General features: G+C 26.3%; 24 protein-coding genes. 3 read left to right on the plus strand and 21 right to left on the minus strand.

Translation table 11 applies throughout. From position 1 onward, the window contains the following. Window positions 1–9 precede the first annotated feature (9 nt). The 5 genes from ACZ5RS_RS00750 to ACZ5RS_RS00770 are packed head-to-tail and all read right to left on the minus strand — an operon-like array spanning window position 10 to window position 6426. Window positions 10–1710 carry a glycoside hydrolase family 125 protein gene (locus ACZ5RS_RS00750; protein ID WP_464636959.1) on the minus strand — a complete coding sequence of 567 codons (1701 nt, stop codon included), beginning with the start codon at window positions 1708–1710 and terminating at the stop codon, window positions 10–12. Further along, on the minus strand, window positions 1710–3308 hold the full coding sequence (locus ACZ5RS_RS00755) for a glycoside hydrolase family 66 protein (protein ID WP_464636960.1): 1599 nt from the start codon (window positions 3306–3308) through the stop codon (window positions 1710–1712). Before ACZ5RS_RS00755 ends, ACZ5RS_RS00750 begins: the two co-directional genes overlap by 1 nt. Beyond that, on the minus strand, window positions 3305–4135 hold the full coding sequence (locus tag ACZ5RS_RS00760) for a carbohydrate ABC transporter permease (protein ID WP_464636961.1): 831 nt from the start codon (window positions 4133–4135) through the stop codon (window positions 3305–3307). The genes ACZ5RS_RS00755 and ACZ5RS_RS00760 overlap by 4 nt, the downstream gene beginning before the upstream one ends. A 7-nt stretch (window positions 4136–4142) precedes the next feature. Continuing rightward, complete coding sequence (locus ACZ5RS_RS00765; protein ID WP_464636962.1) at window positions 4143–5000, minus strand: carbohydrate ABC transporter permease; 858 nt, start codon at window positions 4998–5000, stop codon at window positions 4143–4145. 49 nt (window positions 5001–5049) lie between these two features. Next, window positions 5050–6426: an ABC transporter substrate-binding protein gene (locus ACZ5RS_RS00770; RefSeq protein WP_464636963.1), complete on the minus strand. Its 1377-nt coding sequence runs from the start codon at window positions 6424–6426 to the stop codon at window positions 5050–5052. Window positions 6427–6466: 40 nt separating this feature from the next. Here ACZ5RS_RS00770 and ACZ5RS_RS00775 point away from each other — a divergent pair, with 40 nt between their 5' ends. Together ACZ5RS_RS00775 and ACZ5RS_RS00780 are read left to right on the plus strand one after the other, a co-directional pair. After that, window positions 6467–8236, plus strand: coding sequence for a sensor histidine kinase (locus ACZ5RS_RS00775; protein ID WP_464636964.1), 1770 nt, complete (start codon window positions 6467–6469; stop codon window positions 8234–8236). After that, window positions 8229–8966, plus strand: coding sequence for a response regulator transcription factor (locus tag ACZ5RS_RS00780; protein WP_464636965.1), 738 nt, complete (start codon window positions 8229–8231; stop codon window positions 8964–8966). The genes ACZ5RS_RS00775 and ACZ5RS_RS00780 overlap by 8 nt, the downstream gene beginning before the upstream one ends. Here ACZ5RS_RS00780 and ACZ5RS_RS00785 read toward each other — a convergent pair. From ACZ5RS_RS00785 to ACZ5RS_RS00850, 14 genes are all read right to left on the minus strand, one after another. After that, window positions 8963–9589 (minus strand): GNAT family N-acetyltransferase, encoded by a 627-nt coding sequence (locus ACZ5RS_RS00785; RefSeq protein ID WP_464636966.1) that lies wholly within the window; start codon window positions 9587–9589, stop codon window positions 8963–8965. The genes ACZ5RS_RS00780 and ACZ5RS_RS00785 overlap by 4 nt on opposite strands. A 1-nt stretch (window position 9590) precedes the next feature. Next, on the minus strand, window positions 9591–10658 hold the full coding sequence (gene rsgA, locus ACZ5RS_RS00790; protein ID WP_464636967.1) for a ribosome small subunit-dependent GTPase A: 1068 nt from the start codon (window positions 10656–10658) through the stop codon (window positions 9591–9593). Window positions 10659–10811: 153 nt separating this feature from the next. Further along, window positions 10812–11381, minus strand: a complete 570-nt coding sequence (locus ACZ5RS_RS00795) for a class I SAM-dependent methyltransferase (protein WP_464636968.1) — start codon at window positions 11379–11381, stop codon at window positions 10812–10814. Between the two features lie 223 nt (window positions 11382–11604). Then, window positions 11605–14094 carry an ABC transporter permease gene (locus ACZ5RS_RS00800; protein WP_464636969.1) on the minus strand — a complete coding sequence of 830 codons (2490 nt, stop codon included), beginning with the start codon at window positions 14092–14094 and terminating at the stop codon, window positions 11605–11607. 10 nt (window positions 14095–14104) lie between these two features. After that, window positions 14105–14788: an ABC transporter ATP-binding protein gene (locus ACZ5RS_RS00805; RefSeq protein ID WP_464636970.1), complete on the minus strand. Its 684-nt coding sequence runs from the start codon at window positions 14786–14788 to the stop codon at window positions 14105–14107. 67 nt (window positions 14789–14855) lie between these two features. Beyond that, complete coding sequence (locus ACZ5RS_RS00810) at window positions 14856–16046, minus strand: HAMP domain-containing sensor histidine kinase (protein ID WP_464636971.1); 1191 nt, start codon at window positions 16044–16046, stop codon at window positions 14856–14858. Next, window positions 16034–16708, minus strand: coding sequence for a response regulator transcription factor (locus tag ACZ5RS_RS00815; protein WP_464636972.1), 675 nt, complete (start codon window positions 16706–16708; stop codon window positions 16034–16036). The genes ACZ5RS_RS00810 and ACZ5RS_RS00815 overlap by 13 nt, the downstream gene beginning before the upstream one ends. Before the next feature lie 73 nt (window positions 16709–16781). Then, window positions 16782–18104, minus strand: a complete 1323-nt coding sequence (locus ACZ5RS_RS00820; RefSeq protein ID WP_464636973.1) for a phospholipase D-like domain-containing protein — start codon at window positions 18102–18104, stop codon at window positions 16782–16784. Window positions 18105–18200: 96 nt separating this feature from the next. After that, the gene (locus ACZ5RS_RS00825; RefSeq protein WP_464636974.1) at window positions 18201–18920 is read right to left on the minus strand and encodes a CatA-like O-acetyltransferase; all 720 of its coding nucleotides are present in this window, start codon (window positions 18918–18920) and stop codon (window positions 18201–18203) included. Then, the gene (locus ACZ5RS_RS00830) at window positions 18859–19446 is read right to left on the minus strand and encodes a helix-turn-helix domain-containing protein (protein ID WP_464636975.1); all 588 of its coding nucleotides are present in this window, start codon (window positions 19444–19446) and stop codon (window positions 18859–18861) included. The genes ACZ5RS_RS00825 and ACZ5RS_RS00830 overlap by 62 nt, the downstream gene beginning before the upstream one ends. A gap of 81 nt (window positions 19447–19527) precedes the next feature. Beyond that, on the minus strand, window positions 19528–20946 hold the full coding sequence (locus ACZ5RS_RS00835; RefSeq protein ID WP_464636976.1) for a phospholipase D-like domain-containing protein: 1419 nt from the start codon (window positions 20944–20946) through the stop codon (window positions 19528–19530). Window positions 20947–21008: 62 nt separating this feature from the next. Next, the gene (locus tag ACZ5RS_RS00840; RefSeq protein WP_464636977.1) at window positions 21009–21479 is read right to left on the minus strand and encodes a GyrI-like domain-containing protein; all 471 of its coding nucleotides are present in this window, start codon (window positions 21477–21479) and stop codon (window positions 21009–21011) included. Between the two features lie 4 nt (window positions 21480–21483). Continuing rightward, entirely contained in the window at window positions 21484–21864 is a 381-nt protein-coding gene (locus ACZ5RS_RS00845) for a hypothetical protein (RefSeq protein WP_464636978.1), read from the minus strand. Between the two features lie 6 nt (window positions 21865–21870). Beyond that, window positions 21871–22287 carry a hypothetical protein gene (locus ACZ5RS_RS00850; RefSeq protein ID WP_464636979.1) on the minus strand — a complete coding sequence of 139 codons (417 nt, stop codon included), beginning with the start codon at window positions 22285–22287 and terminating at the stop codon, window positions 21871–21873. Window positions 22288–22411: 124 nt separating this feature from the next. On the opposite strand from ACZ5RS_RS00850, the gene ACZ5RS_RS00855 reads away from it, so the two are divergent. Next, entirely contained in the window at window positions 22412–23101 is a 690-nt protein-coding gene (locus tag ACZ5RS_RS00855) for an aspartate/glutamate racemase family protein (protein WP_464636980.1), read from the plus strand. 32 nt (window positions 23102–23133) lie between these two features. Here the strand turns inward: ACZ5RS_RS00855 and ACZ5RS_RS00860 are convergent, their stop codons facing one another. Further along, window positions 23134–24129 (minus strand): serine hydrolase domain-containing protein, encoded by a 996-nt coding sequence (locus ACZ5RS_RS00860; RefSeq protein WP_464636981.1) that lies wholly within the window; start codon window positions 24127–24129, stop codon window positions 23134–23136. Further along, on the minus strand, window positions 24123–24962 hold the full coding sequence (locus ACZ5RS_RS00865) for a MerR family transcriptional regulator (protein WP_464636982.1): 840 nt from the start codon (window positions 24960–24962) through the stop codon (window positions 24123–24125). Before ACZ5RS_RS00865 ends, ACZ5RS_RS00860 begins: the two co-directional genes overlap by 7 nt. Between the last annotated feature and the right edge of the window lie 25 nt (window positions 24963–24987).

Genomic DNA, 24987 nt, shown 5'->3' on the forward strand with positions numbered 1-24987 from the left:
ACCACAAATTTAATGGTTAAGATAAGTATATAAACTATAAGCTAAAAATCCTGCACAAGTTGCAAAGGCTTCTCCTGTTGCACATTTTCCACTCTCTTCATCTACACTTTCACAAGCAATAAAATTATCCATCTTCATTTTTCTCAAATTCTCTATAGCGCTTTTACCATAACCACATAATAAACTATTGCAAAGAGATAAAATCCAAGGATGAGGTGCATGAGCACACCCTATTTCACTTATACTACTTGTAGCAAATGATAATTTATAATCTTTAGATCTGATATGATTTACTGTATTGTTCCAAATCAAAGAGCTTTTATCACAGAAACCTAAAAAGTTTAATAATTGCAAACTTCCAGGTGGTTCATCATAGATACTCCAATGTCCATTTAAATCACTAGACCAAACAAACATATTATCTTTTACCAAAAAATCATAAATTGCTGTTTTAACTTTTTCAGCTTCAACAACTAATTTCTCATCTTTCAAATATTGAGATAAAATTATTAAAACTTTATAAACTAAAACATTATTATAAGTTAGATATTTTTCCTTAGTAAAATCATCAGTTGGCATTAAGAAAGTTTCATATAAGGCAATATCTTTATGTCTTTTTGTTTGCAATTTTTCTAGAATAAGATGTAATCCACTCTTTAAATAAGATTCTTCAAGAATTGAATTGTCCCCAGTTTTATTAATATATTTTTCTACGGCTAATACAGGAGCACAAAGTTCATCCAATTCAAAACCAGGTTCTAATAAAGATCCATCAATAAATCTACTATGCTCACCTATATTTTTTATTTGCTTTGTAAAAACATACTCTAAAACTTTTTTTGAAAGCTTTTCATCAATTAACAAAAAGGAAGGATAACTCCACAAAAGAGAATCTCTATCCCAATATGCTGCAGATACATAATATCTTGGAGAACGAGAAGTTGCTAAAACTAATTCTTCACTATCTAATGTTTTTCCAGCTGAAAAATAATAAGAGAAAAATAGATTAGTATTTAATATCATCTCTAAAAATGAATCATTATTTCTAATAATTTTACTCTCTAAAAAAGCAACATTTTCTTTCAATAATTCATCAAATTCAATTCTTTTAAGATGTTTTGCAGCAGTGGAAGCTGATACTTCTTCATATCCCACACCTAAGAAATAATCATAATTATAAACTTCAGCTACATCCAAAGTTCCATAACTATTATTAGTTTCCATAGGAGCTAAAGAGATTAATGGAAGTTTATTAAATTGTTGATAAACTTTAGCGTGATTCCAATTACTCTCTTTTTCAATTATCTCACTTTTTATTTCGTAACTTTCATTTACTACATGATAAGTTTTTGACCAATTTAAATTTAATGCTATTTCAAAATCAAAACTCTTATTACTTTTATTTTCAATAGAAACTCTAACTACCAAAGCTTTATGATCTTTAGGAGTTAAAAATATAATTGAAAGTTTAAAATCTTTATTCTCATACTCTGCCTTTGGAATCCAATAACAAACTCTAGTCCAACTTAATTTATTCTCTAAGTTTATTTCTTTATTATTAATCTTAATAGTTGGTTTTAATAAAGAAGTCCCATCAAGCTCTAGCATCCCTCTATATTCCATATTTAAAACAGTTAAATATGGAATTGATGCATCATTTTCGTTTATATTTGGTAGTGCTACATATTCATTAGCTGTTACTTGAATCATTAATTTTGCTCCTCAAGATATACAATAGAACCAACTTTAAAGGGTGGAACTTCAAATTCAATTACATTGCTTCTCTCCCCTTTATATTGTTTATAGTCTAAGGCTATTGGCAAATAACTATTATTTTCAGGATCTAATAAATATAATTTATTTACTGATTTTAGTACTTGAACTTTAAATTTAAGTTTTGAGGATAATAAAGGTTCCTCTTTCCCTAAATTCCAAAGATTATCATTATTCTCTAAATTCATTAGACTAATCAAGTGTTTATTCTTATTAGCTCTAATATTTACTGAGATATGATTTTTTTCAGCTGTAAGAGAATAATTACCTTCAACTATATATTCTTGATTATCCCAACCACAGTGAGTCATAGTAACATCCTTTAAACTCTTATCATAAATAATATCTTGATAAGAAACAAAGAAGTCTTGATATCTTTTAATTATATCTTTTTCAAAATCCCTCAATTTAGAATAATCACAATAATAACCTTGGGTAATTACACAACCTTCTTCACCTAAGAATAAATGTGTAGCACCTAAAGAATTTATATAAAAAGTTGTAAATAATGCACTATATAAAGCTCTCTCTCTATCTAATCTAAAACTAGCTATATATGCAGAAATTATAACAGGTTTATAACTCTCTTTTGCTTTATTTATTATTTCTCTTAAATTATAGAAACTTTCATATGGCGGCCAAACTTCAATATATACTGCACTTTGGGTATCTCCAATTTCTTTTGTTAATGGCCAAGCCCCAACATTATTAAATATTAATTTTGCCTCATCTAAATCAGTAGAAACTTGTTCTAAAAAGCTTAAAATTTCACTATCTAATTCTTTAACATCACCATTATAATCAAGAGCTCTTTTAGGATATCCATAAGTATCTAAATGAATTCCATCAAAACCAACTTGAGAAATACTCTTATTATATTCATTTATAATATGACTTCTCCAATTACAATCTTTAGAAATATTCATAAAATAAAAAGTATCTATAAAAGATAAAGGCTTATTTTCTATAGCATAATAAGCATCTTCTTTATGATTGTTGTAATACTCTTTTGTTGCAGCATATATTGGACCATAAGCCATAGCTTTCATACCATTATTTTGGCAGCTAATTATCTTATTTTTTATGACATTTAAATTATTAGCTTTTCCCATAGAATCATTATATTCAATTGTTTTTGCTACCATATCATCGTGATGATATGACCAATCATAAAATTGAACATAATTTATATGGTTATCCTTCATCCAAGATATATCGTAATCATTATCTTCTTTTTCAAAATCACTCAAAAATCCATATCTAATTATTTCTTGTTTAGAATCTATTGAAAAAACTGCTGTATAAAGCTTTTCATCATAATTAATAAAAACTCTATACCCCGCAATTACACTATCAAAAGGTCCTAAATTAATAGTATTTAACCCAGTACTTAATTCAATAGAAAAAGAACTTACTTTTTCATCAAATTTATAAATTTCGATTAAAACTTTTCTCTTATTATCACTATCAAGAAATAACTTAATATTATCTAAATTATTATAATTTGCTTTATCAAAATATAATTTATTAATCATCCTTTAACTGCTCCATCTGCTAATCCACTCATAAACTGTTTTTGGAAAATCAAGAAAATAACAACAACTGGTACTATTGCTATAGCGGCTGTTGCTGAAACTAAATGCCATTTTGCTCCTGCAAATTGTTGGAAGAAAACAGATAATGCTTGTGGTACATTATGCTTCTTATTACTTTGTAAGAAGAATACAGCTTGAGCATAGTTGTTCCAAATTCCAAATCCATTAAGTATTACAAAAGATGCTGTTGCAGGCTTTAATAATGGAAAAATTATTTTCCAAAATGCACTAATTCCTGTACATCCGTCAATTTCTGCAGCTTCATTTAATTCTTTAGGTAATTCTCTAATAAATGTAGTATAAATAAATACACAAGTTGGAAGAGATAAAGTTGATGTAACAAATATCATTCCCCAAAGAGTATCTACTCCATGTATTTTTCTCATTAAAGTATATAATGGAACAGTATTAATAATACCAGGAATCATCATACAACCAATTAAAACAGAAAATAATATATAATTAAATTTACTTGCCTTTCTAGCAATTGAATATCCTGCCATTCCCCCTGTAATAATAGATAAAACTAAAGATCCTAAAGTTATTATTAAAGAGTTAAGCATAGCTCTTAAAATATGTGATCTAGCAAATGCTTCTAAATAGTTTGAAAAATGAAAATCAGGAAGAAACATATTCCCTTCATAAAACAAAGTACTAGGATCATTTAAAGATAAAACAATTAAAACATAAAAGGGTAAAAGACAAGTTATACAAATTAAAATTATAAAAAGTGTTTTTAATATTTTTATGTAATTTACATTTTTCATATAATACCTAACTCCTAGATTTAGTAAGCTTAAATGAAATTAATACAGGTACTAAAATTAATAAGAATAAAATCATTGCAACTGCTGTTGAATAACCTGTTTTATTTCCATAACACATTCTCATGATATAAATACTTAAACTTTCGGTTGAATATCCTGGTCCACCTTCTGTTAAACTCATGATTATATCGAAGACTGATAAAGATCCAATAATATTTGTTACTACATTAATTCTGATTGAAGGAATTAATAAAGGCATTGTAATCTTACTAAATATTTGCAGAGTAGAAGCTCCATCTATTTTAGCTGATTCATACAACTCATTAGGTATAGCTTTAAGTCCTGCTAAATAAATAATCATAGTCATTCCAGCATATTGCCAAACATTTACTAAGATTAAAACAATTATTGTATGAGAATATTGTCCCATCCAATTCCATGCAATTTGATAATTAAAAAATTCTGCAGCTCTATATATAAACCCTCTTCCAGGTTGTAATAAGAAATACCAAATATATCCCATAATTAAAGGGCTAATAATTGCTGGAAGATATATAACTACTCTAACAAAAGCTTGAAATTTAAATTTATTCTTCATTATAAGTGCATAAATTAAACCAACAAGATTTAATAAAAAGGCACTTCCAATTGCAAATAATACAGTAGTCTTTATATCTCCTAGAGCTCTTGAATCACTAAAAAAATCTATATAGTTCTGTAATCCAACAAATGCGGCTTTTCCCATTCCATCCCAATCTGTAAAGCTTAATCTAATACCTTGTAAAAGAGGAAAGATAAAAAAAATTCCATACAACATTGCTGCAGGAATACTCATTAGTTGAATTCCATCAATTCTTTTTTTCATAATTATTCCTTAAAAGTTTGGTAGGGAATAAATCCCTACCAATTTTAATTTAGAAACCGTTGTCCCAAGCTTCTTGATAAGCTTTTGCAAATTCTTCAGGAGTATATGTTCCAGCAAATAAATCTTGAACCATTCTTCCGGCATCATCACCAGAGAATCCAGCAGGTTTTTCATTTGTAAAACCAATATTTACAGCTGAGTTTAATGTAGCTTTTACTTCATCTCTAAATCCTTTTGGAGCCCAAGAAGCATCTACATCTTTAAATGCACTAGGAGAACCTAAAGCTTCAGAATATTTTTTCATATTGTCAGCTGAGAATAAGAAAGTTAAGAACTTTTTAGCGCCTTCAATATTTGTTGAAGAAGCTGAGATACTATAACCACTATCTTCTGCAGAAAGAACTACTGGTTTTGAATTTGGCATATATGCAGGATATGGAGCAAAACCAATATTCATATCAGGATTAGCAGCTAAAATACCACCAAGAGCCCACATTCCATCGGAGAACATTGCAGCTTTACCACTTACAAAGGCTTCTGTTCTATTATCAGCAGTTGCAGTTAATACATCAGAGTTAATTAAACCTTTATCTTGTAGTTCAACTAATTTTCTTGCAAATTCAGCCATGGCACCATTAGGATCTCCAAAATTCAATTTATCACTTTCGTTATTTAACATAGCTAATTTACTTTCAATTGGACCTAAAGTTTGTTTTATATATCCATGAGGAACAAATTCAATCCAGTGACCTAAAGACCAAGCTTCTTTACCAGGAATAAATAATGGTGTTACATCAGGTCTTTTTTCTTTAATAACTTCTAAGTTTTTAACAAATTGATCCCAAGTTGTAGCTGGTTCTAATCCTAATTCATCATAGATATCTTTATTATAGAAAAGACCAGCCATAGTCATGTTTGTACAAACTCTGTATTGATTACCAGTTTTAATATCTGTACAGTTGTCTCTCATTGAAGGAACTAATCTATCCCACCAAGCTTCATCACTTAAATCAAGATATTTACCTTGATCCACATAAGCTTGTTCATATGTTGTCATAATATCAGGTACTTCGCCTGATGCAAATTTAACTTTGATAATATTACTTGCATCTTTTTGATATTCTTGAGATACAGTAAAACCATTATCTTGAGCGTTAAAGTCATTGATAATATCATTCATTAAATCAATGGTTTCAACTTTACCAGTAAAGAATGAAACTTCAGGGCTACCATTAGCAAATAAAGATCCACTAACTACTAATAAAATAGCAAGCACTGATATAATTCTTTTGTTCATAATTCTAACTCCTTTTCTTTGTGATAACTTATTATCATCCCAAAAAAACAAATACAAAATACCAAGTTTTTTCAATATAGGTTCAAGTTTTTTTGATTTATCACAAATCTTCATGTTTTTCTTGCTCAAGAGCTTTTACCCCTATAGTATAGGATATGAGGAAGAATTTATGAAAAAAAATTGGACAATTAAGAAAAAACTTTTGTTTAGTACAAGTATTCTTATTTTTATATCAGTTATGATTGTTACCATCATATCCTCAAGAAATTATAAAAAAGATATGATTGAGTTATCCTATAGTGATACAAAAACAACACTTTCTCAACTTGCAAACAATGTTGAAACATATTTGCAAGGAGTTCAAGAGCTTTGTATAATTCCTTATTATGATACTTCTTTAATAGAAGCTCTCTCTATGGAAACAGATAGCCCTTCCCAAATATTAAAAAGACAAAGAATTATTGAATCTTTCTTAACAAAAAATATTCTGCTTCCTCATGATGATATCCAAGATGCTTATATTTACACTGATGAAGAATTATTCTCTAGTAATAGAGATGATAATTATGTATCTAGTTCTGGTTTAAGTAAGGATATAATAGAAAAAGTCCAAAATAGTAAAATTCCTATAATAATTTATTCTAATAATGATGATTTTGAATTTATTGTTTTAAGCAACATTTTAGATTTAAAAGACAATAGTAAATCTATTGGTATTTTAAGAATTGATGCCAATTCTAAAGGTCTTGATAATGTTTGCTCAAATGTTATTGATGCCCAAAACAAAGCATTAATTATAACCAATGAAAATAATCAATTAATATATGCAAAAAGTAAATCATATTCTTTTGACTTTATAAAAACCCTTTATAATCAAATAACTAATAAAGAATTCAAAAATAATATTACTAGTGTTGATGGAGAAGAATTCTTAATTACAGATGTAAAAATTCCAATTACTTCTTGGAATATTTATGATGTTAGTAGCATAAAAGCTATGACAAAAAACATCAATCAAATCCAATTTAGATCAATTTTATTAGGCCTTTTATGTTCAACAATTGGAATACTCTTATCAACACAACTTGTAAAAAGATTATTAAAACCAATATATGATGTTACAGATTTGATGAAAGAAGTACAAAAAGAAGATTATAGTGTTAAAGCTAATGTAAACGGTGATGATGAAATTGCATACCTTGCTTCCTCTTTTAACGAAATGACAGAAAGAATTGATGTAACTATGAAGAAAAATATCCAACTTACTAAAGAAATTTACGAAGCTAAATATCTTGAAAAAGAAGCACAATATGTAGCTATGTGTAATCAAATCAAACCTCATTTCTTATTTAATAGTCTAAATACAATAAGTCTATTAATAAAAGTAAATAGAATCGATGAAGCAATTGATTATATTGAAAAACTAGCTTCCCTTTTAAATGCTTTAGTTCATGCTGATTCCGAGATTACACTTAGATCTGAAATTTTGATTTGTAAAAACTATTTAAGCATGCAATGCATTAGATATACTAATTTAAGCTATAAAATTGATATTAAAGAGGATCATTTGAATTATTTAATCCCTGCTTTAACCCTTCAACCAATTATCGAGAATGCTTTAATACATGGATTTGCAAGAAAAGAAGATTTATGTAAAATAAATATATACTCAAAAGATAATGAGGATAGTGTTTCTATTGTAATTGAAGATAATGGCGTTGGAATTGAAGATACAAAACTAAAAGCACTTAAAGAAAAAATTGATAATCCTGAATCTGCTCTTGATAATAATATTAAAAGAGTTGCTCTAATTAATATTGCTAGAAGAATCAAATTAAAATATGGAAACAATTATGGCTTAGATATTAATTCAGAACTAAATAAAGGCTCTACTTTTATTTTGACAATTCCCAAAAAAATAGGAGACAATGATGTTTAAAGCATTAATAGTTGATGATGAACCTTTAATGAGAGAATATTTAGGAAAAAACTTAAATAAGATTAACTCGGATTGGGTTGCTGAAGATACAGCTTCAGACGGTATTTATGCTATTCAACTTTTACAACATAAAGATTACGATGCTGTTATAACTGATATAAGAATGCCTGGAATGGATGGAATTGAGCTATCAAAATACCTATTTAAAAATAAAAGTGATATGCCAATAATCATAATTACAGGCTATGATGAATTTGAATATGCAAGAGCTGCAGTAAAACTAAATGTATTTGACTATCTTTTAAAACCTTTAAGAGATGAAGAATTGTCAGCTGCTTTATCTGCAATTTCTCTAAAGAATACCAATCAAGTAGAAAAACCAATTTTAAAAATCGATAACAATAAAAATAACTTAGTATCACAAATCCAAGAGTATTTACAACTTCATTTTAGAGAAGGCTTAAGCTTAACTATTCTAGCGGACATCTTTGAAATAACACCATCCTATCTAAGTACTATATTTCATAAAGAAATCGGGGAACCCTATTCGAAATATCTACTTAGAATGAGGATGGAAACAGCAAAGGCTTTGCTATCAAACCCAAATTCAAAAGTACAAGATGTTGCTCTTGATGTTGGATTCTCATCTTCAAAGCATTTTGGATCAGTATTTAAAGCCTACTATGGGATTAGCCCAGGAGAATTTAAAAATACAATTAACCAAAATTAATTAAAAATTTGAGTATCTAATTTTAATTTTTCTTTATATGGAAAATTCAAATCAAATTTATCAACTTCTTCTTTATCAACTTGATAATCTTTTGGTTCTATCAAGACTCCTTTTTGAAAGGATAAATAATCGCTCTCTAATTCTTTTACTAAAAAGAATGGAATTAGATCATTATTATTTATATCTTCATAAAAAATATTAAAAGAAAAGCCTAATTCAAAACCAAGTTTAGTATAAAATTTAGGATTCCCAGTAATTGCAACAGCTTTATATCCTAAGTCTTTTGCTTTATCCAAAGAATAAGTTATCAACATAGAACCAATTCCCTTAGCTTGGTATTCTGGTAAAACACTAACTGGTCCAAACATTAATACTTCTTTAAACGATTTATCTAAATCAATTATTTTGGTCTTACAATACATAATATGAGCAATAATTTTATCTAAATCACAAACAACTAAACTTAATCCTTTTATAAAATCTGGATTATTTCTAAACTTATGGAGCACATAATGTTCATCACAACCTGGTTTATAAACATTAAAGAAAGCTTCACGAGTTAGATTTTCCACATCATAATAATCATCTTTTTCTTCACATCTAATTTTATAATTATTAATCATCTTACTTCCTTTTTTCTAATGTTTTCGAGAATCTTCTGGCATTTTTCATTCCACCAATATCTTTAAACATTCTGCTTAGCTTCTCATTTTCAATTTGCTTATAATTCAAATTAGAATAACTAGTTTCTCTTTTCATTTTAAAATAATTATTAAGTCTTCTTTGATCTAAAGATCCATCATCTATAGCTTGCAATACAGCACAACCCATTTCATTAGTGTGAGTGCAATTCTTAAATTTACAATTTATTGCTAACTCTTCAATGTCGTTAAAAGAAAGAGATAAGTCATCATTATCAAGAGCTAATTCCCTCATACCCGGAGTATCAATAACTAAACTATAATTTAGTAAAACTAACATTTGAGAAACGGTAGTAGTGTGTTTACCTTTATCATCTTTCCCAATTTCTTTAGTTTCTAAAACTTCTTTATTTAAAAGTTTATTTATCAATGTTGATTTACCAACACCAGAAGAACCAATAAAAGCACCACACATACCTTTTTTTAAGATTGAATATATTTTCTTATCAATATCTTCATCATAAATTGATGTTGTAATTATTTCAGCCATGCCATCAAGACATTGAACTGATAACACCTTCTCATCAACACAATCACATAAATCGGCTTTAGTTAAAACTATTACCGGCAAGGCTCCGCTTTGATAAACTATTGATAAATATCTCTCAAGTCTATTTAAATTAAAATTATTATTTAAAGACATACAGATAAAAACATAATCTAAATTTGATGCAATAATCTGTGATTGATTATTATTTGTTACATCACTTCTAGTTAAACAACTTCTTCTATTTAATACTTTCTCTATTATTGAAAGACTCGGGTCAACTTCATTGACCATAACAAAATCCCCAACTGCTGGGTAATCTATTTGTCTATTATTATCATTATAAAATTTGCCAGAAAGTTTTGCTAAAGAATTTCTATTTTTTGTTACAACTCTATATATTCCTTTATATTTTGCAACAACTCTAGCTAATACTAAATTTGGGTATAATAAAGCTTCTTTAATGAAATAATCATTAAGAGTATATACTTCTAAAATATTCATTTTATCCTCCAAAATTGAATATATTATTGAATATTTTGGAGGTATGCGATCAATTTATCAGATACCTCCGATATTATACCGCATCCAAATTGTTAAATCTCTTCAAAAAGACTCCTATTAGTTTGATATGTATATTAAACATTATAATTTATATTATTTCAACAAATTTTTTTCTTTTATAAATATTGCGTTAAACATTTCACCACCAACAAATTTCTTTTCCATTTCTCCTTTTATTTCAACAAAGCCACAAGATTTCATTAATTTTCTAACTTCAGCTGGAGAAATTCCATGTGTTTCTTTTATTGGTTCTCTAATAAATATTTTACCACCATCTTTCATTACTTTATTTATTTTTTTTAAAATTGATTTTCTTTCTTTACTTGGGATATCATGATACATGTAATGAATTATCACTGTATCAAAACTATTTTCTTGAATATCTAAAGTTCTTATATCCCCAACAAAATAACAGAGATTATTATAATCTTTAAATCTTTTTTTGGAAAAGTTTATTGCATCAAAATCAATATCGATACAATTTAATTTAACATCTTTACCTAGTTTTTTTAGTAAAGGTTTTGTTATACACCCTATTCCACATCCAAATTCAAGCACATCTTTGGAATCAGATAAATCTAATTGATCAATATATTTGCTATATAAGCCTTTTATTAAAGTATTTCCAAAGAAATAATTTAAATTAATCTCTAATCTTGTCATCTATTTACTCCTTTTTTCAGCACAATTTCTTACATTAATTTCTTTTCCTTCTTTTAAATAATGAAAATTTTTATTTAACAATATTATACTTATTTCAATAATATTATCTTTAACTTATGCTGTACAAGAAGTTAATAACCAAATAATACGAATTTGTATAATTAATTGCTCATAAAAAAGTATTCATCTAATGAATTAACAAAAAATGAATACTTTATATTTATTAATTATCTCTTAATCTTTCTACAATACTATCTTTAACCAATGATTTATAAATAATTATAGGTGTTAACAAACAAACCAAAAGTACAACTACAATAGAAACTATCATTTGAATAGTTGGAAAGGTATATATAGCATAATCTGCTTGCTTTTTAAATAAAATAAAAATTGAATAGGTTATTATATTTCCAAAGATTCCAACTAAAAATATAGTTAAAAGCCCATAACCAAAGCCTTCTAAAACCAACATATTTTTTACTTGCTTGAAGGTCATCCCTATACTTTCCAACATAGCGAACTCTTTTTTTCTTGAAATGATTTCTGAGGCCATAACATTTATAAAATTTAGTATTCCAATCAAAGCTAAAATAAAAGCAACACCACCACCTAAAATATATAACATCAATTTACTATCCCTCATTTCAGCTTGTCTTTCAATTCTTGAAATTCTAGAAATATCATTATCGTTTTCAGTCATTTTTTTTATTGTATTAAGAGCTTTTTCACTCTCTCCTGCTTTTACATCCATATTAATTTTATAGATATACGGATTATCAACAAGACTATTAAGCACTTCTTGTGATACATATATATTTGGAGCCATAGCACCAGCAGCAAATTGAAAACCAAAAGGCAAAAAACCACCAATAGTAAATTTTCTTTCAATATTATTAGATAATATTGATATATCAACTTCCTTTACATCAGAATAGAGAGTAGGATTATTAGATCCAAAAAGAGCAATATCTCCTTTTTTAAAGGCTTTTAAATCAATAATAGAATCTGGATGTGATTGATTAAATTCTTCAATGTATCTCTCATCTATTGCAATTATATATCCCCAGAAATTATCACTAACAGTTTGATAGCTAAGATCTTCGTCTAGATTAAACCTATCATAAAACCAATCCATATGTTTTTTAAATATAATCGGATCATATTTCATAGACATTTTTTCAATACTTGTAGTTCTTAAATTTGTGATATCTATATCAGATTCCAAAGTCGAAATGAAGGAAGAATCAAACTTTTGCTTTTCGCTACTTCCATTCACCATTGCTCCAGGCTCTAAAGTATTATTACTCAAAATAAAATCATTTTTTACATAAGAATTGATATAATGTTTAATATCCATACTAGAAATCATAGTTGAAATAATTAAGAAAATTGTAAGTCCTAAAAACAAAGATAAAAAAACAATAGAAGCTCTTTTGGGATCTCTAAAAATGCTTCGAAAAGCCATTTTACTTAAATTACCAGTACGAGAATTACTTATTTGTTTTTTATTTACTTTAACACCAGTATAATTCATAGCCTCAATGGGAGAAATCTTCGATGTAATCTTTGCTGACTTTCTTACTCCTAAAATTATAGTTATATAAGAAAAAAAAGCTGTCCCAATAAAAATAAAAGGGTGAAAAGATATTTCCATTCCTGTCTCTAAATTCATCAAAGATAAAGCTTTTGGAACAATTATTAAAGAAAGTAAAGCTCCAATTAATAAACCAATAGGGATCCCAATTGCTGCTAAAATATTAGCTTGTCCTACTACAATTTTTTTTAATTGTTTTGAAGTGGTCCCAACTGTTTTTAAAAGACCATAATACTGAATATCCTTTGAAACAGAAATATAAAAGACATTATATATTAATAAATAGCCTGCAAACATTAAGAAAAAAATAACAGCTAGAAAAGAAATAATTGTCGATAATTTATTGCTTGATCCATTATCATATATAGGGACAACTCTGATTTGTTGTTTTTCATTAAGATTAATATCTTCTTTCAACATCTCATTATATTTATCTATATTTTTTGAATCGATGTATTTAATAGAAATTGCTCCAGAATTACTAACAGAATTTCCACTTTGTTTTGCAAGTTCCTTTGATACTAATATTGATCCAATATTTCCAGATCTAATATATGTATAATCGGTAAAATATCCTGCTAAAGTAAAATCTTTTGTTTGAAAAGCTCCTCTCTCCTCGCCTAAATAATAGCTTAAAGGAATTTTCATACCTATTTTAGGATTATCAATCCCCATATTATTTAAAATCCAAAGAGGAACCATTATCTCATTCTCAGATTTTGGGTATTCACCTTTTATATCATCATAGGAGGGAGTTCTAAAATTCTTCCATTCTTCTTGGTCAAACCAATGCAATGAAATACTCATAAATTTCATATTATCACTTAACTTTAAAATCCCAACATTATGTTGTAACCCAACTTCTTCTACATAAGGTAATTGCTTAATCTTTTCAATTTGATCTTCACTTGGAAGAGTTAAAGCAACATGAGCATTAGTTCCCATCAATCGAAGTTGTTGAATTTTCATTGATTTGTAATAACTAAGTCCAGTACTAAATACAAAAGAAAGCATCAAAGTTGTTAAAACGATTGCAATTATTATATATTTATTTCTTACTTTATTAGCATTTAAAGTATTTCTCATTAATTTATTGATAATGCTTTTATTATTATCCATCTATAACCCCCTATTTGATAATTTTTCCATCCTCAATATGGATGGTTCTATCAGCTAATTGGGCTATTTCTTTATTATGAGTAATCATTACAACTGTCTGATTAAATTTTTCACTGCTAGATTTTAATAAAGCCATTACATCATCACTGGTTTTACTATCTAAATTACCTGTAGGTTCATCAGCTAAAATAACAGCGGGTTTTGCAACTAAAGCTCTAGCAATTGCAACTCGTTGTTGTTGCCCTCCAGATAAATTATTGGGTAGATTTTTTAATTTTTCTGAAAGTCCCAACATTTCAATTATTTCTGAGATGAAAGATTTATCTATTTCTTTATTATCTAATTCCACTGGTAGAGTTATATTCTCATAAACATTTAAAACAGGAACTAGATTATAATTTTGAAAAACAAAACCTATATTTCTTCTACGAAATATAGCTTTATCTTGGTCTTTCATATTAGACAATTTTGATCCGCTAATTTCTATTATACCTTCACTAGGAGTATCTAATGCTCCTAACATATGTAAAAGAGTTGTTTTTCCACTACCAGAGGTTCCAACAATAGAAACAAATTCACCTTTGAATATTGATAAATCAATCCCATCTAAAGCCTTAACAATATTAGAAGTTTCTCCATAATATTTTTTTAAACCAATAGTTTTAAGAATCACATTATTTCTTTGAGCTATCATATTACACTCTCCTTATTTTTATTAATAAGTAAAGTGTAAAATTCAAATCTCTATTTTCTTTCAACTATTAATTATTTATAAGAAATTTTATATTTACTTTAGCTCCATTATCCTTTGAATTTGAAAGCTTAATTAAACCATTATGTTTTTTGATTAAAATATTACTAATATATAAACCAAGACCAAAATGAGATTTATCATTATCCGGATTATTTTTATAATATGAATTTAAAGCATTTTTTAAATCCTCGTCACTAAAGCCTTTACCATCATCTTCAATTTCAATTATTAAATAAGGATTATGAATATATATATTTACATCAATCATAGATTTTGCAAATCTAATAGAATTTGAGATTATATTTTCATATACTCTCATAATTATATTATTATCAATTAATAAATTCTTATCATCTTTCAACTCTGACTTAAAATTCAACTTCAAATTAGTATTTAATATTAACAAATCACTAGAACTTTTAAGTTGATTAATCAAATCCTTATAATCGACTCCTTTAAAATCAACTTGTATATCTTCTAATCTTTGAATCTCACTCATTTGATAAGTATAATTTTCTAATCTATCAATACTAGAAGACATTTTATCAAAGGTTGATAACATTTTTTCTTTAGAGATTTTATTCTCTGGTAAATACTGTTCAAGAAAATCTAAATAACCTTTTAAAACAGTTAAAGGAGTTCTTAAGTCATGTGAAAAAGCAGCATTTAAACGCTTTCTTTCTTCCATGGCTCGCCACATTTCTAAGTTATTCTCTTCAAGTGACTTACGCATAGTCTCAAAAGAATTACATAGTTGCCCCATTTCATCTTTACTATCATAAATAATATGAAAATCTAAATTTGTTTCTGATATTTTTTTTGAAGCATCATTTAACAATTCTAAGGGTTTCTTTAATTTATTTTTATAAAATAAAAAAGCAGCTAATATAATACCAACACCAAAGAATACTGGAATTGAAGCACTACTAATAAAGCTACAAAGTTTAATGATACGATTATCTGAGGATGAATAATCAATACTTGAAGAATTAAAGACTAATACCTTACCCTCATCATTGTTGATTGTATAATTATTAGATATATCACTATAAGACATTTGAATTTTATATTTATAATCATCAACAAAATTAATTGTAATTGAACTTAATATTGTAGCTATCACCAAAAATAAAAGCATATATAACATAAAAGATTTTTTTAGTGATAAATTTTTAAATATGTTTTTTATCCTATCCATCTATACCCTATACCCCAAACTGTGTCTATATATTTTTTATCACTTACATTTGCTAATTTTACTCTAATCCTTCTAATGTGTTCTGCAACAACACTACTATCCCCTTCGCCATCATAACCCCAAACACAATCATAAATTCGTTCTTTATCAAAAACTTGATTGTTATTTAAAGATAAAAATTCAATTATCTCAAATTCTTTTTTTACAAAAGGCAATTTCTTATCATTAAAGAAGACACATTTTAAACCATAATCAATAACTAAATTATCAATAAATTTCTTCTTGGAGGAAGTTCTCTCTCTTTCTTGACGACGAAGATGGGCGGATACTCTAGCTTTTAATTCATCTAGAGAAAAAGGTTTTACTATATAATCATCACCACCAACACCAAAACCAATAATTTTATCTTTCTCTTCCACTTTTGCTGTTAAAAACAAAATTGGAGCTGAAACATAATTTCTTATTTTCTTACAAAGATTTAGTCCATCAATGTCAGGTAAGTTTATATCTAATAAAATTAGATCAGGAGATTTTTCAATTAAAGTTAAAGCTTGTTTTCCATTATAAGCTATCAATACTTCGTAATTATTCATTTCAAAATAATCTTTAATCAATTCAACTATATCAACTTCATCATCTACTACTAGAATTTTATAGGACATTAAAATACCTCCAATAAATTAAGATATAGCTAAATTATCTATTTTTTATCAATTATTAAAATTTTAACACATTTTAAAGTAAAAAGTTAAAGAAATAAGTCAGTATGGAAAAAATCACTAATATTATTCTTTTAAATAAACTTGGAGACTTCTGTTTTACATTTTTTTGATTAACTAAAACACTATCATCAATAAGAATATTCAATTTTTTTCTCAATTCTTGGTTAAATTTAACACTATCGATTATAAGCATTGTTTCAGTACTAAGATATACACTTCTTGGATCTAAATTAAAGGAACCAACAATACTTAAATTGTCATCAAATACATAGCTTTTGCCATGGATAGAAGATTTTTCTCTTTGATATTCATATAATTTAAATTTGTTTTTAATAAGACTTTTCTTATGTTTTAAATATCCAGTAAATGCTAATAAATCTAAAGTCGAATAAGCTGAATTAGTAATTACAGATATTGATTTATTAGAATAATTATTTAATTTAAACTTATTTTTCATAGCTTTAGAAAAAATTATATATGGACTTTGAATAATGATATTTTCTTTAGCCACATCAAAAAATTTGATTATCTCTTTCCAACAGGAAGGTTCTTTTTTCCCTCTCTTTATTGAATTATAAATTAAAGAAATCTTATTTACTTCAATAGAATATAAATCCCAATCAAACTCATTATTAAATAAATGCTTGTATTTTTCTCTCTCAACTTTTAAGAAACTTTCAAAGTAATTAATTTTATTATCAGCTTTTAATATCCTTTTTTTATTCATTTTTATATTTAAAACTTTAGAATATTTACTTTGCCAAATTAAATTAAAATAATCTTCAATCTGAACTACGGCAGAAGAAGTAAAGTTAGAAGTATTTGTATAAATTAATACTTCTCTATCGTTTATTTTATTATAATCAGAGTTGTGAAAGGCAAAATATTGATTTCCAATATTTCTGCCACCTATTATTGCTATTTTATTATCCACAACAATATATTTATCATGTAAAATATTATTCCAACTTATTGGATTAAAGATATTCAATGGATCATAATATTTAATCTCAATATTTGGATTTCTTAGCAGTGCTAAATTTGTATCATCAAGATTATATTTTATTTTATTACACTTACCATCTAAAAGAATTCTTACTTTAACCCCACGCTTTGCAGCTTCGATAAGTCCTGCAAAAAATAATATGCCAGCTTCATCTTTTTGAACTTGGAAATAAGAAATATCTAAACTTTTTTTAGCATTTTCTATTAAGTTAATCTTTATTTTAGCTGAAATTTCTCTCTCTTCAACTAAAACAACTCTATCTCCTAAAAAGGTAGGAGATAAATATTTCTTAATAGATTCTTCATTCAAATTTGATTGTTTAATAGACATTAAATAAACCTTATAAGTTAAATTTATTTTTATCCTATAAGATTTATTATATGTAATAAATAGTTTTACTTATATTTATAATAATTTCAACAAAAACTATTTATCCAAAAATATTTTAGGATTATTAAATAAAAACTGTAAGTCATCAACAAATTTTTTAATGTTATAGCCATCAATAGTTGCATGATGAACTGTAATAGATAATGGCATTAAAATTCTATTATCAACTTTTTTAAATTTTGATGCTTCAAAACTTGGTAAAAAGTAATCACTAATACCATGATTAACTAATGAAAAACTATTAAAAGTAACCCAAGGTATACAAGAAATAATATAACTATTAGCTAAAGGAAGACCTTTTGTTGATAAAATTCCATTTGGAGCTTTATAAGCTTTTGTATCAGAGATGTATTTTTGATAAAACTCATAATAGTTGTCTATATATTCACTCCATAGTAATGATACAGAATTATCTTCTTCATGAAAAATTGGATAAGCTGGGGTTAATTTATCCCAATACCCTAAAATATTATCGACTTTCGCTATTCTAAATTCTTCATATTTATTTACTACTGTAGTAACTAGATATAAATAGGTTGGAAAAAATTTTAACTTCATTTCTTTTAATTTATTATATGTTTCACTTACATCAAAATCTAAATTAATACTATAAGTAGTATTTGCTATTTTTGTATAATAATTAAAGGTTTCAAGACGATTCCAACTAGAAAGTTCTAATGGAATAAAAGACTTATTACTCATCTTTTTGAACCCACAACCCATCTCTATTACAACCAAAATAAAAAGTTCCACCATACATTTTTGCAAAACGAACCCCGCTAGCTTGCTCTGGATATAATCTGACTAGAAAAACTCGATCTGAGGTTACATAAGCTATAAAATTAATATAATGCGATTTACTCATTTCATGAGAAAATGTTATATAGAAATCATCCTCAATTTCTTCAATATTCAAATGATGATCTAAATCACTTGCTTTTGCTTTTAAAGCTTTTAATGGTCTACCACAACAGGTAATACTAGTATCACTTGTCGCTGTTATTATATTTGAACAATTAGGACATACATAAAACCTAATTTTATTTATATTACCTGAATCAATTTTTTTTAAATCCAATTCACCATCAAGAATTCTATCTATGCTAATATTTAGGGCTTTTGATAATTGAGTTAATAGTGTTATATCTGGACAACCGGCTCCTCTTTCCCATTTAGAAATAGCCTTATCACTTACATTAATAATGTCTGCTAATTGCTTTTGTGTTAACTTTTTTTCTTTTCTTAATTGATATATTAATTTACCAACTTTTTCACTATTCATAAAAGTTCCTCCAATTAAGAAAACTATCTTATACTTAAGTGTATTTCAATGAACGGATAGTAGAGTTCTATATATCTTTATCTATAGTAAATAATTAAAGAAATAGGTTATAACTTTGGTTCCTCTTAATATTACTTTCTTTAATATTGGAACCCTTTTTACCATATCTATGTTAGCTTTATCGTTTACTAACATACTATCATTCTCTAAAATCTTTACTTTATCAGTTAAGGCTTTAGCAAAATCTTTACTATCTATTACAAACATTGTTTCTGTACTTAAATAAGCACTTCTACCATCCATATTAAAAGATCCAACTAAAGAAATTCTATCATCGATTATATATGATTTTGCATGAATTGATCCTTCTCCTTGGTATTCATACAAATCAACATTATTTTTTAATAAAGTTTTTCTATGTTTTAAATATCCTGAGAAAGCAAATATATTAGGAGAAGCATATTCAGAATTAGTTAAAATACTAATTTTTTTATTTTTCAAATAATCAAAGTCAATAAACTCTTGCATTTCTATGGTTGGAATAACATAAGGGCTTTGAATGAAAACTGAAGAATTTGCAGTATTAATTAAATTGGTTATTGTTCCCCAAATATAAGGGAATTTTTTATATCTAGTAAGAGGGTTATTTATTAAAGTAATTTTATTTGCTGGATAAGACATTCCAATAAAATCAAAACTATTATTAAATAGTTCTGGATGTTTATCTTTTACATAAATTAAAGATTTATCTAATTCAAGTTGTTTCTCACTAGCTTTATTTATATTACTTTTAGATAAATTTGATTTAACCTTTTTAGTGTATTCGCTATTCCACACCTCATAAAAATAGTTATTTATTTGAGATAAAGCACTATCTTTATAATTTAATAAATCAGTATTAATTATTAAAACTTCCCTATCTTTAGTAATAATTGGGGCCTCCCCATTTATTGCAAAATATTGATTTCCAATATTTCTTCCCCCTAGAATTACTATTTTATCATCTACAATTATATATTTATCATGTAAGATATTATTCCAAGTCCAAGGTTTGAAAAATAAAAAAGGCTCATAATATCTAATTTCTATATTTGGATTACTAGTTAATAAATAATTTAATCCATTAAAATTTTTACTTATTTTATTAAGCTTTCCATCAATAACTAGTTCAACCTTAACGCCCCTATTAGCAGCTTCAATTATTTTTGAAAAAAATACATCTCCAGCTTCATCATTTTGAATTTTATAATATGAGATCTTTAATGATTCTTTTGCTCCATCTATTAAACTAATTTTAACTTTTGCAGAAAGTTCTCTTTCTTCTATTAAGGCAATTCTATCATTTGAAACTGTATTACTTATAAAGTTATTTATATTTGGAAAATCTTCACTAACAATATTCTTTTGTTTAAATCCAAAAATTAAAACAAAAGTTATAATTACATAAAACAAATAAAGTAAGAAAAGATTTTTAATAAAAGAATTATTTCTATTTTTCATAACTAGTTCCTTAAAAAATAATAAACTTTTTGTTTATCTTTTTATAGGTTAACTAACAAAAATTAATCAATTATTTTTCTTATAGGGAAATAAATAAAGTTATCACCACTTTGAGGAGCAGTAAAATCATGAGCTGCCCCAACCAAACTTAAATTATTTTCTTTTAAATACTCTAAACCTTTATTAAACGAATCATTATCTTCATTTTTTATAATAATATACTCAAAACTAGGAACAGTCCATTTCACCCAACCCTTTGGAGCAATTGTTGACTCATCAACTTCAATCCCAGCAAGATATAGCCCTTTTGTAAAATTATCTTCCCAAGGTTTAAAACTATAAGATAAATCACTCATTAAGCCCCAAATTCCAGCTAGAATATTACTCTTATTCTTTTTAGCCAAACAAGCTACTTCATTAAAATTTGAATTTGCATCATCCCATAAAGCTTTTATAAAATTTGCTCCATCTTCAGTTGATCCTTGTTTACCAATAACAGAAAAAGATTTCTTTATCCTTTTGTTAACTTCCATAATTTTATATCTCCAATAAATCAAACTTTGAATCTAAACTATTCATTAATTTTATTAATTCATTATAATTGTCTGGATATTTCTGATGCCCATGAATATGCCTGCATCGTTTATCTTTAATTTTATATTCTAAACTCCAACTGTGACCATCTAACATTAACTTATCACTATAATCACTTTTCCAAGTGTTTATTTTTAAAGCATAGAGCTTCTCTAACCAAAGTTTACTATCAACTTTAGAAAGCTTTGAATTAACTCTAGGTTTATCTTCAATTGATATTTTACAGTTATAGAATAAGCACTCTTGATCAACCCAAATCTCTATATCTCTAAATGAACCAGGGGATCTATATAAAATATCACTAAATATTAAGTATTCAAGCATTAAACTTTAATTCCAAAGTACCTTTTCATCATTAAACTTAGGAATATCTCCTTTCTCATATGGATCATAATTGTTTGTACTACAACCATATTCTTTTAAATATATTATTTTATTTGTAAGATTAAACTTAACTAAAGACATACCATCAAAACTTGATATATCTTCTCCCATTTTACATTCAAAAGACCATTCAACAAATGTTTGATTTTCTTTATGAATAAACTGTTTTATATCCCACTTTAAAACAGATCCTCTAGTATTCCATTCATTAAACCATAATTTCAATTTTTCAATATTTTTATAACAAGGTCCCCAACTCTCAATATAAATAATTTTTTCATCAAAAATATTTGAAATTCCTAAATCTTTCTTTTTAAGCCACATTTCAAACCATAGTCTTATAATCTCTTCTCTATCGTTCATTTAAGTTCCTAATACTATTATTTTTCTTTATATGAAACATTATAACATGTAATTGACAATATTCGGAAAAAAATGACTTTATTAAAACTTTTACAATCACTATACTCAAAACAAGAGGTATTTTATGAAAAGAATTGGACTTATTGGTGGAATGAGTTGGGAATCTTCTCAAGATTATTACAGAATAATAAATGAAGAAGTAAAAGCTCAATTAGGTGGTTCACACTCTGCAGATTGTATTATGTATTCTTTTGATTTTCAGTTAATCGAAGACTTACAACATAATGGGGAATGGGAAAAATTAACTCAAATTATGGTAAATGAAGCTAATAACCTAAAAAAAGCTGGTGCTGAATTTATTGTAATCTGTACAAACACCATGCACATCATGGCAAAAGATATTGAAGAAAAAACTAATCTAAAAGTTCTTCATATTGCCCAAGCTACAGCCTCAGCTATTAAAGAAAAACAATTAAAAAAGGTTTTATTATTAGGAACTAAATTCACTATGGAAGGAACTTTCTATAAAGACATTTTAAATAAAAATGATATTGAAGTAATAATTCCTAACGATGAAGATAGAGAATTTATACATCATGTTATATATACCGAATTAGTTAGAGGGATTGTAAAAGAGGAAAGTAAGAAAAAATATCTTTCAATTATAAACGCTCTTAAAGCAAAAGGAATCGAAGGTGTTGTTTTAGGATGTACAGAGATTCCAATGCTTGTTAAACAAGAAGATTTAGACATTCCAGTGCTTAATACTACTGAAATTCATTCAAAAGCAGCAGCGGAATTTTCACTTAAATAATCTAATAGCTACTCAAATTGAGTAGCTATATTTTACTTTATCATTGGAATAATAGTATTTGCTATTAATTCTATTCGGTCTTTTACTCTTGGTTTAAATTCACACAATATTGATATAACCACATTTAATTCTGGAATAACACATATTATATTACCTCCATCTCCAATTGCACAATTTAACTTATATTTATTATCAATTAACCACCATAAATAACCATAACTATTTTTATTATTTTTCCAACTATCATTAATCCAATCTTCAGAGATTATTCTGTTATTATTAAAAACACCTTTACTTAAATATAACTGTCCAAACTTTGACATTTCTCTTACATTTAAACTTAACCCCCAACCTCCTGCACTATTAGTCTTAGTATCAACGATCCAAACTCTCTTATTTTTATCCTTTAAAAATGAGAAATAAGTCTCTAGAGTAACAAAATAATTTTCCAATGGGCTTATTGATAATGGTGCAAATAAATTTTCATTTGCAAAAGCTAATGCATTATTACCTGTAACTTTTGTAATAATTGAAGAGATTATATGTGCTCCTGCAGTTGAATATTTAAAATCCCCTATTTGATCTTTTCCTCCTAATAAATTAAGAGCATATTCTGTCCAATCATCACTACAACATAACTTTTTAAAAGGTTCAGTTTTATATTTATATGGAGCTGTCATAGTTAATAAATTTCTTAATGTGATATCTTGTTTTTTATTATCTTTAATTTTGTATTCTGGAAAAAAATCTAAAACCTTTTGATCTATACTTTCTATTAATTTTCTATCAATTAAAATTCCAACAATTGCAGATAAAAAACTTTTAGTTACTGATGCAACATGCAAACTATCATTAATCTTATAATCTTTAAAAGATTTTTCATAAATTATCTCTTCATTCTTAACAATATTAATTGAGACAATATTTGAATAATCAAGTTTTACTTTTTCTTCAAAGGCTTTTAATTTATCTTCTTTAATTGAAGATTTTACTACTTCATTTTCACTTAAATTATCATAAATTAGCATATAATACTCTCTTTAATTTTTTTTACAGGCATATAAATTTCTGTTATTAAGTCTTGGATATTACTAATCTCATAAGGATTTGAAATATATACATCAAAAGGGTTGTTAGTTGATTCATATCCAAATCTTTCACAAAACTGTTTTTGTTTTATATATGCTGAAGTTATATTTGAATAGGATCCTTTTAAAACTGATTTTAGGCACATCCCAGGAGAGAAAAGTCTTGTTTTTTCATTAGGTTTATCTAAGGGAATTGCAAATTCTATATCATATCCTTCTATTTTATATTCACTACTATGATAAATAGTCATAGGGGCATATTTCATAGTCCATTTATTTTTTATAATTTCATTAAACAAAGGAGAAAAGAATTTATCATAGCCATCTAAACAATCCTGGTGATTTACATTAACTCTTTTTGATAAAATATTCATATCAGGAAAAATTATCTCTTCTACTTTTATTTCATCCAAATAAGAATTAAGTGACTTACCATTTTTAACATCATCTAAATCTCTATCTATTTCTGATACAATACTAATTGAATCATTAATTATTTTTTGTATTTGTGCTTTTTTATTATTTAATTTGGTATAAAAAAGTTCTAAATTTTTATCTTTAAATTCTATTAACTCTTTTATTTCTTCAAGAGAAAATTGATACTTTTTTAACTTATTAATTAATAACATATCTTCTAATTGTTTGATTGAATAATTTCTATAACCATTTTCTAAATTTATATTTGTAGGCTTTAATAACCCTATTTCATCATAATATCTAAGAGTTTTTGTTGAAACTTTACATATTTTAGAAAATTCACCAATAGATAACATAAAAAATCTCCTCATTTATCTTACT

The organism is Pleomorphochaeta caudata (assembly GCF_055395745.1).